The organism is Bradyrhizobium sp. Ses1 (assembly GCF_059512365.1).
Genome location: NZ_JCAMOQ010000007.1, coordinates 148296 through 162214 on the forward strand (window position 1 = coordinate 148296; position 13919 = coordinate 162214).

General features: G+C 61.6%; 16 protein-coding genes. 3 read left to right on the plus strand and 13 right to left on the minus strand.

What is annotated here, in order from left to right; genetic code table 11:
• Window positions 1-30 precede the first annotated feature (30 nt).
• From AC5ZG5_RS11595 to AC5ZG5_RS11610, 4 genes are all read right to left on the minus strand, one after another.
• On the minus strand, window positions 31-957 hold the full coding sequence (locus tag AC5ZG5_RS11595; RefSeq protein ID WP_456641937.1) for a lactate/malate family dehydrogenase: 927 nt from the start codon (window positions 955-957) through the stop codon (window positions 31-33).
• Window positions 958-1131: 174 nt separating this feature from the next.
• Window positions 1132-1320 (minus strand): hypothetical protein, encoded by a 189-nt coding sequence (locus AC5ZG5_RS11600; RefSeq protein ID WP_456641938.1) that lies wholly within the window; start codon window positions 1318-1320, stop codon window positions 1132-1134.
• Between the two features lie 136 nt (window positions 1321-1456).
• Window positions 1457-1954 (minus strand): putative zinc-binding protein, encoded by a 498-nt coding sequence (locus tag AC5ZG5_RS11605; protein ID WP_456641939.1) that lies wholly within the window; start codon window positions 1952-1954, stop codon window positions 1457-1459.
• Window positions 1899-2549, minus strand: coding sequence for an alternative oxidase (locus AC5ZG5_RS11610; RefSeq protein WP_456641940.1), 651 nt, complete (start codon window positions 2547-2549; stop codon window positions 1899-1901). Before AC5ZG5_RS11610 ends, AC5ZG5_RS11605 begins: the two co-directional genes overlap by 56 nt.
• Window positions 2550-2757: 208 nt before the next feature.
• Here AC5ZG5_RS11610 and AC5ZG5_RS11615 point away from each other — a divergent pair, with 208 nt between their 5' ends.
• Window positions 2758-3459, plus strand: coding sequence for a Crp/Fnr family transcriptional regulator (locus AC5ZG5_RS11615; protein ID WP_456641941.1), 702 nt, complete (start codon window positions 2758-2760; stop codon window positions 3457-3459).
• A gap of 50 nt (window positions 3460-3509) precedes the next feature.
• On the opposite strand, the gene AC5ZG5_RS11620 is transcribed toward AC5ZG5_RS11615, so the two are convergent.
• From AC5ZG5_RS11620 to ubiT, 4 genes are read right to left on the minus strand one after another with little or no spacing between them, the layout of a single operon-like run.
• Entirely contained in the window at window positions 3510-3863 is a 354-nt protein-coding gene (locus tag AC5ZG5_RS11620) for a hypothetical protein (protein ID WP_456641942.1), read from the minus strand.
• Window positions 3864-3881: 18 nt separating this feature from the next.
• Window positions 3882-4829 (minus strand): ubiquinone anaerobic biosynthesis protein UbiV, encoded by a 948-nt coding sequence (gene ubiV / locus AC5ZG5_RS11625; protein WP_456641943.1) that lies wholly within the window; start codon window positions 4827-4829, stop codon window positions 3882-3884.
• Window positions 4830-4886: 57 nt separating this feature from the next.
• The gene (gene ubiU / locus AC5ZG5_RS11630; RefSeq protein ID WP_456641944.1) at window positions 4887-5864 is read right to left on the minus strand and encodes a ubiquinone anaerobic biosynthesis protein UbiU; all 978 of its coding nucleotides are present in this window, start codon (window positions 5862-5864) and stop codon (window positions 4887-4889) included.
• A 2-nt stretch (window positions 5865-5866) separates the two neighbouring features.
• Window positions 5867-6418 carry a ubiquinone anaerobic biosynthesis accessory factor UbiT gene (gene ubiT / locus AC5ZG5_RS11635; protein ID WP_456642023.1) on the minus strand — a complete coding sequence of 184 codons (552 nt, stop codon included), beginning with the start codon at window positions 6416-6418 and terminating at the stop codon, window positions 5867-5869.
• A 102-nt stretch (window positions 6419-6520) separates the two neighbouring features.
• Here ubiT and AC5ZG5_RS11640 point away from each other — a divergent pair, with 102 nt between their 5' ends.
• Window positions 6521-8023 (plus strand): UbiD family decarboxylase, encoded by a 1503-nt coding sequence (locus AC5ZG5_RS11640; RefSeq protein WP_456641945.1) that lies wholly within the window; start codon window positions 6521-6523, stop codon window positions 8021-8023.
• Window positions 8024-8039: 16 nt separating this feature from the next.
• Here AC5ZG5_RS11640 and AC5ZG5_RS11645 read toward each other — a convergent pair whose 3' ends face one another.
• Genes AC5ZG5_RS11645 through bioB form a run of 4 tightly spaced genes read right to left on the minus strand, consistent with a single transcriptional unit; the run spans window position 8040 to window position 12155 of the window.
• Window positions 8040-9329: an adenosylmethionine--8-amino-7-oxononanoate transaminase gene (locus AC5ZG5_RS11645; RefSeq protein ID WP_456641946.1), complete on the minus strand. Its 1290-nt coding sequence runs from the start codon at window positions 9327-9329 to the stop codon at window positions 8040-8042.
• A complete protein-coding gene (gene bioD, locus AC5ZG5_RS11650; RefSeq protein ID WP_456641947.1) occupies window positions 9326-9958 on the minus strand; it encodes a dethiobiotin synthase in 633 nt (210 codons plus the stop codon). The genes AC5ZG5_RS11645 and bioD overlap by 4 nt, the downstream gene beginning before the upstream one ends.
• Window positions 9955-11109 (minus strand): 8-amino-7-oxononanoate synthase, encoded by a 1155-nt coding sequence (locus AC5ZG5_RS11655; protein WP_456641948.1) that lies wholly within the window; start codon window positions 11107-11109, stop codon window positions 9955-9957. Before AC5ZG5_RS11655 ends, bioD begins: the two co-directional genes overlap by 4 nt.
• Window positions 11110-11156: 47 nt before the next feature.
• A complete protein-coding gene (gene bioB, locus AC5ZG5_RS11660) occupies window positions 11157-12155 on the minus strand; it encodes a biotin synthase BioB (protein WP_456641949.1) in 999 nt (332 codons plus the stop codon).
• 139 nt (window positions 12156-12294) lie between these two features.
• On the opposite strand from bioB, the gene AC5ZG5_RS11665 reads away from it, so the two are divergent.
• A complete protein-coding gene (locus AC5ZG5_RS11665) occupies window positions 12295-12927 on the plus strand; it encodes a GntR family transcriptional regulator (protein WP_456641950.1) in 633 nt (210 codons plus the stop codon).
• An 11-nt stretch (window positions 12928-12938) separates the two neighbouring features.
• Here the strand turns inward: AC5ZG5_RS11665 and AC5ZG5_RS11670 are convergent, their stop codons facing one another.
• A complete protein-coding gene (locus AC5ZG5_RS11670) occupies window positions 12939-13913 on the minus strand; it encodes a tripartite tricarboxylate transporter substrate-binding protein (RefSeq protein ID WP_456641951.1) in 975 nt (324 codons plus the stop codon).
• Window positions 13914-13919 lie beyond the last annotated feature (6 nt).

Below are 13919 nucleotides of genomic sequence, written 5' to 3' on the forward strand. Positions count from 1 at the left end.
CGAACGAACGCGCGGCCGGAAGCGATCGTCCTACTGCTTCAAACGAGTGGACGCGTCCGCGATGCGCCGGGCGCTTGCGCGCAGCGCTGCCTCTTCCTGCTGGCTCATCTGCGGCGTGAGAACGCGCTCGACGCCGGCTGCTCCGATCACCGAGGGCAGGGAGAGGCTGACCCCAAATGCTTTTTGGGGACTCGATACCGGAAGCATAACCTTCTCATCCCGCAGAACCGCCTCGGCGATCCGCGCGGATACGATTCCGATCCCGTACTGGCTGGCACCGATGCCCTCGATGATCGTGATGTTGGCCTGCCGGACATCCCGTTCAATCTGCTCTTTCGTCTCCGCCGGCCGATCGAGAAGTGCTTCGACCGGACTGCCGCCAATTCGCGCGGAGGACCAGAGAAAGGCGCTTGAAGTGCCATGTTCGCCAAGCACCAAGGCATCTACGGCGGTCGGAGCAACGCCGAAGTGACGGGCGAGATGCGTCCGGAAGCGCAGGCTGTCAAGGAACGTCCCGGTGCCAAACACGCGCTCATGCCCGGCAGCAGTGCGGGCGATATCGGTGAGCGGGTCAGGTGGATCGGTCACGACGATGATCACCGCGTCCTGCGCAGCAGCGACGATGGCGGGAACGAGTTCCCGGTAAATCTTGGCATTGGCGGTGAGGAGCTTCAGCCGGCCTTCCTTGTCGCTCCGATCGGTTGCGCCTCCGGCCTTTTCGTTGACGCCGGCAGTGAGGAGAACGACCGAGCAACCGGTCAGATCCGCGATGTCGCCGCTTCGAACGGCGGTCACGTCCCCCATCGCCGCTCCATACGTAATATCCGTGGCGATCCCGACGCTCCTCGCCTGTGTCCTGTTCACGAGGACGACTTCGTCCGCACTGCGCCGAAGACCCAGCGCCATTGCGCAGGCGGCGCCGACCGCGCCAGCCCCGACAATTCCGACTTTTCGCATGCTCTATTGCTCCAGCGCAGGTATCGGACACACGCCCTTCCGCCACGTCAGTATAGTAGCAGCGTGCTGAGCGATAAAGCGAATGCACCGGCGCTTCAGCGCAAGCGTCGTGCTTATTCGAAAGTGCTGACGCGTGTGGCAGACGACAGTCCGTCGTGCGGATGAATTCACCAGCTAAGGCGATTGCGCGCCGATACGCTCGAACTGCCGTTCCTCGTCTTGGGCGGCAAGCAGGGCGGCCAGCGTGGAGCATTGAGTGCGGATATCGGGAATCGCAATGATCTCCTGGAAGGCGGCGCGGGCGAGTGGACCCACGGGCGAATAGCCGCCGGGACGGAGCGCCGTCGCGATTGACGATCGCACAATCGGCGCCGGTCTCGATGCCGATGCAAAGCGGATCGACGCGGGAAGCGCCACTTGGAAGCAGGTGGAAGCTCGCGCCAGAGCCGCTGGGTATACGGCCGGATGCCGTCGATGACGGATCGTGCATGGCCTGGAACTATGTACGATTCTCGACGACCATTTCGGTGAATCTCTCTGACAGAGCGTCGGCGATGCGTTCGAATAGCTCGTCAGCTTGAGCAGGATCAAAGTCCATCCTGAATCGTTTCTTTACGCCGAACTGCGTGAGATCGTAGTGACTTGCTGCTTGGACACCGTGTCGCGCCGGGCAACTCTGAACACTTTTGAGCGCGCAGCCATCGATCGCGACGATTGGCCGCCCCGAGGTCGCAACTCGTACAAGCGAAGGAACGTCGCCTCCGACCCCCGCGATGCAGGACATTTCCGCTTTCCCGGTTCGATCCAGTCGGATCGCGAGATGGTTCGCCAGCTGAGCGGCGCTTGAACAGCCAGAGCAGGAATAGACCAGGGGCAGATCGGTTCGTCGCGCCATTTTCCGTTCCTTGTCGCAGGTCACCAATTGAGCCAGAAAAATCGCCTCAGGCGTTGCCGCGTGGAAATGCCTGACCTGCCGCCAGCGCGTCGGCGAAGGCATGGTGCAGGTCGCGGTGGATGGCCTCATCCTCGCGCATGGCGAGGATCATGTCAGTGACATCCGAATCCGGCGGTAGATTCCAATACGCGATGGCCGATGCGGGTGCCGCGTCGCTGCTGCGATCATCAGATCCGAGCCGAATGAGGTATTCCGAGTAACCCCGGACCGCTTGCTCGGCGAAATATCCGGCCAGGCGATGGGCTGTCCGGGCGGATATCAAGTAGAGAATGAAAAAAGCATTGTAGAATGCCGCTTGCGCGATGGCGATCAGGATACGTTCCCAGGCGCGAGGCTGAGCCAGCGCAATAAACGACATCAGATGAACGCGCTGGTTCTCCGCCTCGTCCATGAAGGTCCGGATCCAGCCGCGATCGTCGAGCATTAGGCGCAGGCATTTGAGATGCAGCAACGTTGCGGCGACCATCGGCGGGACCGCGGCCACGGTCTCGAGCACAACGACACGATGGCCGTATCGACCGCCAAAGAGGGTGCCGGCCATCGATGCGCCCGCGCGCGCGATGCCCAGCGCAATCCGGTCAGCCAGAGTGTCTGGCATGTGATGTCGAAACAGATCCGTCTTGTTGACGAGCAGCATTTTCGATCCCGTGTTGGGGCACGCCTCGGCATCAGTCGCCCCGTCTCTGGGTCGGCGGGCAGGGGCTTTCCTCTTGTAGGACAAGCCTTGGCATTATCGGGAATAATCGATCCAACTATTTGCGCTGGCTCAAATTGGAGGGCATTGCCCCACACTACTATGTGACAGCGGAGGTACACCGCCAGATGTGTAGCATGAAGTCGGCGGCATGGATTACTCTCCGGACCTCGATCTTTTCGCCCGGACCGAACTGTTTCAGGGGACTCCTCCGGAAGCGCTCCGATTCCTTCAGGCGTCAGCGGGACGAAGGCGGCTCGCCGCCGGCGACATCCTGTTTCAACAGGGCGACCGCACGACGTCCCTTTGTGTCGTGATCGCGGGCCGGTTGCGGGCGTCGCAGATGGCCCAGGACGGTCAGCAGATTATCATCCGCTATATCGGTCCGGGAGAGGTCGCAGGCTATGCGGCACTTGTGGGCAGTGATACCCATCCCGGCACGGTGACCGCGGTGGACGATAGCCATCTGATCGGCTGGACGAGTGCCATCGTCAGACAGATCATGGAGCGTTATCCCGTTGTTGCCATCAACGCCCTCACGTTGTTGGGGCGCCGGTATCACGAGATGCAGATCCGTCTGCGTGAATTGTCGACCGAACGGGTCGAGCGTCGGATTGGTCATACCCTTCTTCGCCTGGCGCATCAGTCGGGTCGCCGAACTGCGCGCGGCATCGAGATCGCCTTTCCGCTATCCCGTCGTGACCTCGCCGAAATGGTCGGAACCACCCTGCATACCGTCAGCAGGACGCTCAGCGCCTGGGAGGAGCGGGGCATCGTCAGTTGCGGGCGGTGCCGCGTGGTCCTGTGCAGGCCGCATGCTCTCGTGGCCATCGCAGACGAGGAGGAAGAATAGTTCGGGCTCCGAGTCCGAAACCAGCGTGTCCCACTGCGGCGCGTGACTACCTACTCCGTCGCGATTTGCCGCAATGCCAAGACCCCGGCGAAGGCGCAATCGACGATTTCGGAAAATACAAGCTCCATCTCTCTGAACACGGTTCGGTCGGGTTCGCTCTCGGTAAGCGCGTCAAGCTCGGATAGAAGCGATAGAAAGGCAGCGATTTGATTTCTGCAGTCGCGTGCCTGGACAAGCTGCCGCCGGGACAAGCGGCGCTTTTCAAGCGTCGCAAATCGATCGAGGGCCCCAGCCAGAGAATCCTGACACGTACAGTCCAGGTTGACCTGCGTGAGAACATGCCGCAGCCGGTTGACGACATCGATGGTTCCGTCCTGCGGTAGGCGCCGTGCTGCAATCGCCATATGAGGCCCCAAAGGTTGCTAGAGCATGTGCGGTTTAATCGGTTCGCGGAATTGGTGTGGCTGGCCGGACCGGGCATCGGGTGCAACGGAGAGAAAGCCGGCTCTTCCGTGGAGAAACCCGTTGGAAAATGGCACGTCCGGATAAAGCTGCGCGAGATGTCGCGTTCCGCTCTCCACATCCTCGCGGCCATCAAGGACTGCGCGGAAGATGCTGATGACCGCGACCATGTCGCAATGCTGTGGCGAGAGGCGGAATGACCCGACGCCGGCTTCACGCAAGGCTTCGGCGTCGCCCAGTAGGTTGGCGCAGGTGGACGACAGGGTCTGAACGCCGTTGACCGTCAGGAACTCGGCGCCATCGAGCGTCTTCAGCATCAGTCCATCCGGGTCCTGCTCGCAGACGAACTGGCAATTGTCTTTTGTCAGCTTGTGAAGGCGTGCGTGATAGCAGCGGGCAGAGATGGCCAGAGGCACCCGGCCGAAAGCGAAGATGTCGATCAGGACGTTGGGAAGTGCGGCCGCAATCGCCGCGATCGACGACAGCGGCAGCTCCGGGGGCAGGCAGATTCGTGTCGCTCCGTGTTGGGCGTGGAACGCGGCGCTGGCTTCGTTGTAGATGTTGATGAACGGACCGATCGCATGAGGGCGACCGACAAGTGGCTTGAGACAGGTCAGATCGTTCACCTCGACCAGGAGCTCTGCCGTGTTGACGAGTTCGGCCATCTGGCGACGCTCGCGCGGCAGCGAGGTCAGGATCAGGGAGCCGAGCAGGACCTGTTTTCCGGCGGCACGGAGCCGCTCAATGACCGCAGGCAGATGTGGAGCGATGAAGGGCGATCGCTTCGAGCAGATGATCTCTCCGATCACGACGGTGTTGACCGGCGCTTCGTCCGCAATGCGAAAGTAGAAGTCGCGCCAGCGTTCGGGCGCCCAATTGTAAAGAACTGGGCCGAGGCTGAGCTGCATGAAACCATTCCTCCGATCGGTTTTCTTTAGTCGTTCAACGAGAGAGGCCCTAGGCACTTACCTCCAGGTCTTGCGATAGGCACCCACAGTTGTGGCCTGACCCTCGGTGAATGGTACAAGTTGCCCGGCATCGATCGGCAGGCCGGAGTCCAGCGCGTCAAGAGCTTGACGAAAATGCCGCACGACACCCTCGACATAAGCCCGGCCGCGCTGGCGCCCTTCGATCTTGAGCGCCGTAACGCCGGCGTCGCGCAGACCGGCAAGCAATGTTGCCGCGTCAAGGCTCACGGGATCCTCGAAAATATAACCGGTGCCGTGTTTGGTCGTGAAGCGGCCCTTGCAAAGCGTCGGATAGCCGGCAGCTTCACCGATCTCGAAGCTGTTGATTGTGAATCCGCCGAGGCTCGACTTCGTCCTGCCGTCCACCTGTTCATAAGCGACATGGCTCGCGGGGGAGCATACGCCCTGCATGTTCGGCGACTGGCCGGTGGCATAGGATGACAGCGAGCAACGGCCTTCGGCCATCACGCAAAGGCCGCCGAAGACGAACACTTCCGTCTCACAGGTCGTCTCGCGGACGATGCCGGCGATTTCCGCAACGCTCAGAACGCGGGGCAAGACGACGCGGCGGGCGCCGAATGTCTCGGTGTAAAAGCCGATGGCATCCGCGTTGGCGGCGGCTGCCTGCACCGAGACGTGCAGGCGTTGGCCAGGATGGCGGCGCGCTGCATATTCCAGCAGGCCGACATCGGCCAGGATCAGCGCGTCGGCCTTGGCCGCGACGGCGTCGTCTATCGCCCGATGCCAGAGGCTGACGGCGCCCGCGCGCGGAAACGTGTTGATGGCGACCAGAATTTTCACGCCGCGGCGATGTGCAAGGGCGATCGCATCGCGGAGCTCGTCGCGGCTGAAATTCAGACCTGGAAAGTTTCGTGCATTGGTCTCGTCGTTGAAGCCGCAATAGATCGCATCGGCTCCGGCATCGACCGCGGTCTTCAATGCGGCTGGTGTGCCCGCGGGACAGATCAGCTCCATCGTCAAATCCCTTTGTGCGATCGATTTGAGGCGCTAGCCACCGTTCGAGCAATCTGCAACGTGCGTTTCAACGGTTCGGCCAGTGGTCCGAATATGCTGGCGATCTCCGCCATCGGGTCGAGTTGCGCGTCATCAATCGCGTTGCGAAGCGCGAGCACCGCCTCGACATCGCCTTCCACCACAAGGTCGCGGGAAAACAGCAATGCATCGCCGTCAAGGTGGCCTTCGACCAGACCAAATAACCCGGCCAACGGACTGGAAATCCGAGCATCAACATCATCCGGCAGGTTGCGCACCACCGACAGGCGCGGGCGGGAAGGGGCGGGCTCGAGCAGAAAGCCAAAGGGCAGATCGGTCGGCTTGATGCCAAATCGTTTTCGGGCATGCTCGCCCAGCCTGTCGAAGATCCTCGGATGTTCCCTGCAAATGCGAAGCAGCACGACCGTGAGTACGGTCTGAAGCGGCAGCAGCGGCAACGGGCGCACAGCAAGCGCCAGCAATGGAGGCACCGGCAACGGTGACGGCGCAGTCGGGGGAACTTTCGAAAAATTCATCGTGTCAGAATAGAGCGATGATCCCGGGCATTGTTTGCGCAAGAACAAAGAAGACCTGGAATTTTGCTGCATAGGAGTCTCTGTGTCTCAAGGAGAAGCCTCTTGCTGCGCCGCGACGTGCCGCATTTTCAGGAAATGCATGACTTTCTAGTTTTTCTCGAGAGTAAGGGGCAATTGCGACGCATTCGCGAGAAGGTCTCGGTGGTGCACGACATCACGGAAATTCATCGTCGCGTTCTTCGCCAGGAAGGACCGGCCCTTTTGTTCGAGCGGCCGATCAGGGCGGATGGGGCTCCTTCGGATATACCGCTGCTGACCAATCTCTTCGGTACGATCGAACGGGTGGCCTGGGGATTTGGCGTGCGGACCGACCGGCTGAGAGAGCTTGGCGAACTGATGGCCGAACTGCGCGCGCCGCGGCCGCCGCAGAACCTGATCGATGCCTGGCGCAAGCTTCCCCTGGCACGGGCCGCGCTGGCGACCCGGCCGCGCACGATTTCAGCGGCGCCGGTGCAGGAATGTATCGTAACCGGCGACGCCATAGACCTCGGCATTCTGCCGACCCAGGTCTGCTGGCCCGGAGAGCCGGCGCCCCTGATCACGTGGCCGCTGGTCATGACTGCGCCGCCCGAGCCAGCCGCTTCGGGCCAGGACAACATGGGCGTCTACCGGATGCAGGTGCTGGGCCGCGACAGCGCCATCATGCGCTGGCTGCCGCATCGCGGCGGTGCCCGTCATCACGATCAGTGGAAAAAGCTTGACCGGGACATGCCGGTCGCCGTCGTCATCGGCGCCGATCCTGCGACCATCCTGGCTGCAGTCTTACCTGCGCCGGAAGCCATTTCCGAACTGCGGCTGGCCGGCATGCTGCGCGGGCAGCGGCTGGATCTGGTCCGCTGCATCACCGTTCCGCTCTCGGTGCCCGCCACGGCCGAAATTGTCATCGAAGGTTATGTGTCCGCGACGGAAACGGCGCCCGAAGGTCCTTATGGCGACCACACCGGCTATTACAACTCCGTCGAGGAATTTCCGGTGTTCCGCGTGACGGCGCTGACGCGGCGGCGCAGCCCGGTCTATCTCTCGACCTTCACCGGACGTCCGCCGGATGAGCCATCGCGCATCGGCGAGGCGCTCAATCATCTGTTCCTGCCGCTGGTGCAGCAGCAGTTTCCGGAAGTCATCGACCTCTGGCTGCCGCCGGAGGCGTGTTCTTACCGGATCGCGGTTGTCGCGATCTCCAAGCGTTATCCAGGGCAGGCGCGGCGCCTGATGCTCGGGCTATGGTCGATGTTGCCCCAGCTCACCTACACCAAGTTTCTCATTGTCGTCGACGGCGATATCGATATCCGCGACTGGCGAGCGGTGATGTGGGCGGTCGCAACGCGAAGCGACAGTTCACGCGATCTCGTCACGCTTGCCGATACCCCGATCGATTACCTCGATTTCGCCTCGCCAAAGCCCGGTCTTGGCGGCAAACTCGGCATCGATGCGACGACAAAGATGCAGCCGGAGACCGAGAGGGCCTGGGGTGAAGTGCTGGCCATGGACCCCGCCGTGACGGCACGAGTCGACGCTATGTGGCCGGACCTTGGTCTGGGTGGATAGACCGTTGCCGGTCTTCTCAGGAGATCAGACCCGGTTTCTCGGGGACTAGCGCATCGGCGGCATCGCTCACGCCGGCGTAGATCTCATTGAGGTCCGCCGCTGTAACGCAATACGGCGGCATGACGTAGATCGTGTTACCGAGTGGCCGCAGCAAGAGATTGCGATCGCGGAAAAAGGTCTGGAGCTTCGGGCCAATGTCAGCGAGGTAGCCGCTGTCGGGTACGGCCAAATCAAGGGCTGTGATGGTGCCGATCCGGCGAACGTTCTTGAAGCGCGCGTCCGCGCGAAATCGTTCAATTCCGTTTTCTTGCATTTCCGTCACGGATGCGATGCGCTTTCGAACGTCCGGATCTTGCCAAAGATCCAGGTTCGCCTTCGCTGCGGCACAGGCGATCGGGTTGGCCGTATATGAGCTCGAATGAAAGAAGGTCCGCGTACGATCTTTCGAATAATGTGCGTCAAAGATGTCGGCGCGGCAGAGTGTCACCGCGAGCGGAAGCGATCCGCCGGTGAGACCCTTGGAATAGCAGGCGATGTCAGGCGACACGTCAGCCTGTTCACAAGCGAACAATGTTCCAGTCCGGCCCCAACCGGTCATGACCTCATCGGCAATGAACAAGACATTAGAAGCCTCACAAATCCGCTTCATCTCTCTCAGCACCCACGCTGGATACATCAGCATCCCGCCTGCGCCCAGGATCAGCGGCTCCACAATAAAGGCTGCCGGATTGTCGTTGCGGCACGCAGCTTCAAGTGCGTCAAGCGTTACCTGTTCGTGGCCGCGCTCCGGAAACGGCACTGAGGTGACATCGAACAGCAATGGTTCGTATGCCGCGTTGAACACACCCCGCGCGCCGACCGACATCGTACCCACCGTGTCGCCATGGTAGGAGTGCTGCATCACGACAATGCGCGAGCGCGGCTCGCCCATGTTGTGCCCATAGCCGAGTGCCATTTTAAGCGCGACCTCTACGCTGGTCGAGCCGCTGTCGGAAAAGAACACGTAATCGAGGCCACGGGGGGCCAATTTCAGAACCAGGTCAGCGACCTCTTCGGCCGGCTCGTGAGTATGGCCAGCGAAGATGATCTGGTTGAGCTGCTCCGCCTCCTTCTGAATGGCGCTTACGATTTGCGGATGGCAGTGGCCGTGGGTCACCACCCACCAGGATGCGATTGCGTCGATGATACGACGGTCGTCTGCGGTATAAAGATAGGCGCCTTCGCCGCGGATAATCTTTGTCATCACGCCTTGCAGCGCATGCTGGGTGAATGGATGCCAGATTCGCGACCGCTTCTCGTGCATCATGGCTTGAAATCATCGCGGTTGAATGAGCCTTCGAAGGCGGTCCGCAACGCGTCCGGGCCCAGAGGAGAAAGCCAGGGCAATCGTCCAAGCTTCCGTATCCGTCCGATCCTACAAATCGTGTTCTCGGTATCGACGTTTTCGTCGCCAATGAATGCAATCCCGAGAATACCGATCCCGCGATGTCGCAGCGCTTCGATCGACAGCAGCGAATGATTGATGGTGCCGAGCGAGGTGCGCGCGCAAAGAAGGACCGGAATCTGCCAGCGCGCAAAGATATCGATGTACAATGTGCTGCGGCTAAGCGGCACCATCAGCCCGCCCGCCCCCTCTATCACAAGCGGGCACGCACCGGTATCGGGCACGTGGAGTGACTCCGTGTCGATACCAACCCCGTCAATCTCAGCAGCCAGATGGGGCGAGGCCGGTGTTCTGAGACGGTAACGCTCTGGCACGATGCGATCGCAGGAGAAGGCTCCCAACCGCGCGACGTGCTCAGAATCGGTCTCCGCGTCGAGACCCGCTTGAACAGGCTTCCAATATTTGGCGCCGAGGAAACCGGCGAGGCCTGCCGCGAAGACTGTCTTGCCGATCCCGGTGTCCGTGCCAGTTACCACGATCCGCTCGCTCATAGGGACGTGGCCCTTGTCTCTTCGGACAAGGCATCGAGCATTGCCCGCACATCATCTTCGCCGACGTTGAGGGTTATAGAGATCCGCAACCGTGCGGTGCCTGCCGGTACGGTTGGCGGTCGGACTCCACGGATGTCGAAGCCTCGAGCCTGCAACGCAGCCGCCAGAGCCATCGCACGGGCGTTGTCGCCAACGATATACGGCACGATCTGCGAGCGTGAAGGACTTTGGCTGCCGCGCACGGAGAGCTCTCGATGCGTGAACGCGATCAGGCTGGCCAGACGTTGCTGTCGGTCAGGTTCCTGCTGCAGGATTGATAGCGCTTCCTGCACAGCAACAGCCATCAGGGGGGAGGGAGCGGTAGCGAAAATAAACGGACGGCAACGATTGACCATGAAGTCGCGCAGCACGCGGGTCAAAGTGACGATTGCACCGGCTGCACCCAGCGCCTTGCCGCAAGTATGAATGACAATCAGGTTTTCGCGCCCCTCATAGGGGGCGGTCAGTCCGCGACCCTGCGCACCGTAGACGCCGGTGGCATGAGCCTCATCCACGACCAGGAATGCATCGTACCGGTCTGCGATTGCGGCGAGTTCCTCAAGCGGCGCGAAATCGCCGTCCATGCTGTAGATACTTTCGACCACGATCCAAACGCGGCCCGTTCCGCCTTTCGCTCGCCAGTCGCGAATCCTGTCCTCAACCGACTTCGGGTCATTGTGGGCGCTCTCGCAATACTCAGCCCGGCCAGCGCGCGCTCCTTCATGAATGCTCGCGTGAACGAGAGCATCGAGCACGAGCAGGTCGCCCCGTTGCGGCAATGTTGTCAGAAGCGCAAAGTTTGCCACATATCCGCCGCCGAAAAATAGCGACGTCTCGGTTCCGAAGAACCTGGCAGCGTCTGCTTCGAGCTGTTCGTGCTCCGCGCAGTTTCCGCGCAGAAGCCGTGACCCGCCGCTTCCGATCGGTGTGCCGGCCTCGAGTGCGGCAGCGACAGCGTTCCTCATGCGCGGCGCGCTCGCCAGCGCAAGATAGTCGTTCGACACGAAATCGATGCCTGCGCGCGGCTTGAGGCCGCGCAGCCGGTCATCGTTCTTCAAGGTCTGCAAGGCGGTGTGATAGCCGACAGTTTTGTCTGCATGGATTGCGTTCATTGCCTCGTGTCCCGGACAGGCGATCAGTTGGGCAAGTTGAGAGGGGGCTAGGCGACGTGGCTCTGGCCAAGCTGGGATCTCATGCCGAGCCGCTGCAGCAAACTCGCGTCGCGATCGCGCTGCGGGTTCTTGGTGGTCAGGAGGACATCGCCGATGAAGATGGAGTTCGCGCCGGCGAGGAAACACAGCGCCTGGAGTTCGTCGGTCATGTATTGCCGTCCAGCGGAGAGCCGCACCACGCTCTTCGGCATCAGGATGCGGGCGACCGCGATCAGCCGCACCAGCGCGATCGGATCTGGCTGCTCCGCGGTGTCGTTGACCGGAACGCCCTTGACCTCGTTCCAGAGGTTGATCGGCACGCTCTCGGGATGAACGGGCAGATTGGCGAGCAGAACCAGCATGCCCAGGCGGTCATCAACGTGTTCACCCATGCCGATGATACCGCCACAACAGACCTTGATGCCGGCGTCGCGTACATGTGCCAGCGTATCGATGCGATCCTCCAGGGTGCGGGTCGTGATGATCTTGTCGTAGAACTCGGGCGATGTATCGATATTGTGATTGTAGAAGTCGAGCCCAGCTTCGGCGAGCCGTGCGGCCTGGTCGGGCGTCAGCATGCCGAGCGTGACGCAGGTCTCCATGCCGAGGCCTTTCACCGCGCTGACCATATCGCAGACCTTCTCGAGGTCACGGTCTTTCGGATTGCGCCAGGCGGCGGCCATGCAGAAGCGGGTCGCGCCTGCCTCTTTCGCGCGCTCAGCGGTTGCGATCACATCCGCGTGGTCCATCAGGCGCGTGGCCTTCAGGCCGGTGTCGTAATGTGCGCTCTGTGAGCAGTAGCCGCAGTCTTCCGGACAGCCACCTGTCTTGATGCTGAGCAGGCTCGCCGTTTCGACATGGTTCGGATCGAAATGCTCGCGATGAATGCTCTGGGCCTGAAAGATCAAGTCGGGAAAGGGAAGGGCGTAGAGCGCTTCGGCCTCAGCGCGGTCCCAGTCGGTGCGGACCGCTTCGATATCGCAGGTGTTGCTTTGTTTCGCTTCCACGGCATGAACCATAAGACTTGCCCTCTCTTGGAACCCTTATTATAGATAATCTGAGAGACTATCTATGATCGAGGCCTAGAAGCAGATGCTAGCTGAGGGCGCGGACATGTGCATCTGATTTTATGATAGATAATCTATGATGGCCGACGAGAATACAACGACAGCGGGACGCATTGCCGAGTCAATCGGCGCGCGCATCATCAGCGGCGCACTGCAGCCGGATGCGCCGCTCCGGCAGGACCACATTGCGCGGGAATTCAGTTCAAGCCACGTCCCGGTACGCGAGGCGTTTCGGCAACTGGAAGCTCAACATCTTGTCGTCGCTGTGCCCCGTCGCGGTGTGCGCGTTGCGCCGCTCGATACCAACTCGGTGAAGGAAATTGCCGAGATGCGTGCGGCGCTCGAAGTCGTCGCGTTGCGGAACGCGGCGCCGAAATTGACGTCAGCCCATCTGGCGCGGATCGAATTGGCGCTGATCGAGGGAGACAACGCCGAGACGATCCAGGACTTCGAGGCTGCTAACCGCGCCTTTCACCACGCGTTGGTGGCTCCTTGCGCGATGCCGCGCCTGCTCGCCAGCCTCGACGGTTTGCAGCTCGCAAATTCTCGCTTGGTGTTTGCAATGGCCCGTAACGCCGGCTGGCGACCGCGGTCCAATCAGGATCACCGCTTGATCCTGCAAGCGCTGCGAGCGCGTAATCTCGATCAGGCCTGTGGTTTGCTCGCCCGTCACATCCAAACCATCGAGCGCCTCGCAATTCCCACCTCGTGAGCGGAAGTGTCCTATTGCGGCTCGATTCCCGCGGCCTTGATGATCCGCGCCCATTTGTCGATTTCGGTCTTCAGGAAAGCTTCCAGCGCGTCGGGAGTTGCGCGTTCGGTCTCGACCGGGGTCATGCTGAGCTCAGCAAAGCGGCTGACGAGTGGCGGGTCCTTGAGTGCCGTCTGTAGAGCACTGACCAGCACGTCGACCACGGGCTTCGGAGTGCCACGGGGTGCGTAGAGGGCATACCAGGTGGTCACATCGAAGGCGGGAACGCCGGCTTCCGCTGAAGTCGGAACGTCCGGCAGCGTGGCGACGCGCTTCTTGCTGGTGATCGCATAGCCCTTGATGGTGCCAGACTGGATATAGGGCGTAGGCCCCGTAGCCGGATCGCAATAGACATCGATATGGCCCGCGATGACGTCGTTGAGCGCCGGCCCGCCGCCCTTGTAATAGACCGACGTGAGCTTGGTGTCGGTCGTGCTCATGAACATCAGGCCGCAGAGCTGCGAGGCGGAGCCGAGGCCAACATTGCCGAATGTGACCTTGTCGCCGTCGCTGCGGATCCGCCCGACCAATTCCTTCAGATCCTTGGCGGGCAAGTTCGGCCGCGCGACCAGGATCATCGGCACGTCGGTGACGAGGCCGATCATGGCGAAGTCGCCGACCGGATCGAACGGCAGTTTGGCGTAGAGCGACGGGGCGGTCGCCTGACCGACATGCATCAGCAGCAGCGTGTAACCGTCAGGCGCCGCCTTGGCGACGCGGTTGGTGCCGAGTGTGCCGCCGGCGCCGACCACATTCTCGATCACGATCGACTGTTTCAGCGTTGCGCTCATCGCGCTGCCGAGAATTCGCGCAATCACGTCACCGGGACCGCCGGCCGAGAAGGGCACGATCATGGTGATAGGGCGGGAGGGATAGTCCTGCGCGAATGCCGTCGCGCACGGCGACAGCAGCAGAAGCAAGACCAGCGATCGTACCAAAGACATCATCACGCG

Coding starts and splice junctions, on each gene's coding strand:
- AC5ZG5_RS11595 (WP_456641937.1), bottom strand. CDS start 957: ATGCGAAAAGTCGGAATTGTCGGGGCTGGCGCGGTCGGCGCCGCCTGC.
- AC5ZG5_RS11605 (WP_456641939.1), bottom strand. CDS start 1,954: ATGCCTTCGCCGACGCGCTGGCGGCAGGTCAGGCATTTCCACGCGGCA.
- AC5ZG5_RS11610 (WP_456641940.1), bottom strand. CDS start 2,549: ATGCTGCTCGTCAACAAGACGGATCTGTTTCGACATCACATGCCAGAC.
- AC5ZG5_RS11615 (WP_456641941.1), top strand. CDS start 2,758: ATGGATTACTCTCCGGACCTCGATCTTTTCGCCCGGACCGAACTGTTT.
- AC5ZG5_RS11620 (WP_456641942.1), bottom strand. CDS start 3,863: ATGGCGATTGCAGCACGGCGCCTACCGCAGGACGGAACCATCGATGTC.
- ubiV (WP_456641943.1), bottom strand. CDS start 4,829: ATGCAGCTCAGCCTCGGCCCAGTTCTTTACAATTGGGCGCCCGAACGC.
- ubiU (WP_456641944.1), bottom strand. CDS start 5,864: ATGGAGCTGATCTGTCCCGCGGGCACACCAGCCGCATTGAAGACCGCG.
- ubiT (WP_456642023.1), bottom strand. CDS start 6,418: ATGAATTTTTCGAAAGTTCCCCCGACTGCGCCGTCACCGTTGCCGGTG.
- AC5ZG5_RS11645 (WP_456641946.1), bottom strand. CDS start 9,329: ATGATGCACGAGAAGCGGTCGCGAATCTGGCATCCATTCACCCAGCAT.
- bioD (WP_456641947.1), bottom strand. CDS start 9,958: ATGAGCGAGCGGATCGTGGTAACTGGCACGGACACCGGGATCGGCAAG.
- AC5ZG5_RS11655 (WP_456641948.1), bottom strand. CDS start 11,109: ATGAACGCAATCCATGCAGACAAAACTGTCGGCTATCACACCGCCTTG.
- AC5ZG5_RS11665 (WP_456641950.1), top strand. CDS start 12,295: ATGGCCGACGAGAATACAACGACAGCGGGACGCATTGCCGAGTCAATC.
- AC5ZG5_RS11670 (WP_456641951.1), bottom strand. CDS start 13,913: ATGATGTCTTTGGTACGATCGCTGGTCTTGCTTCTGCTGCTGTCGCCG.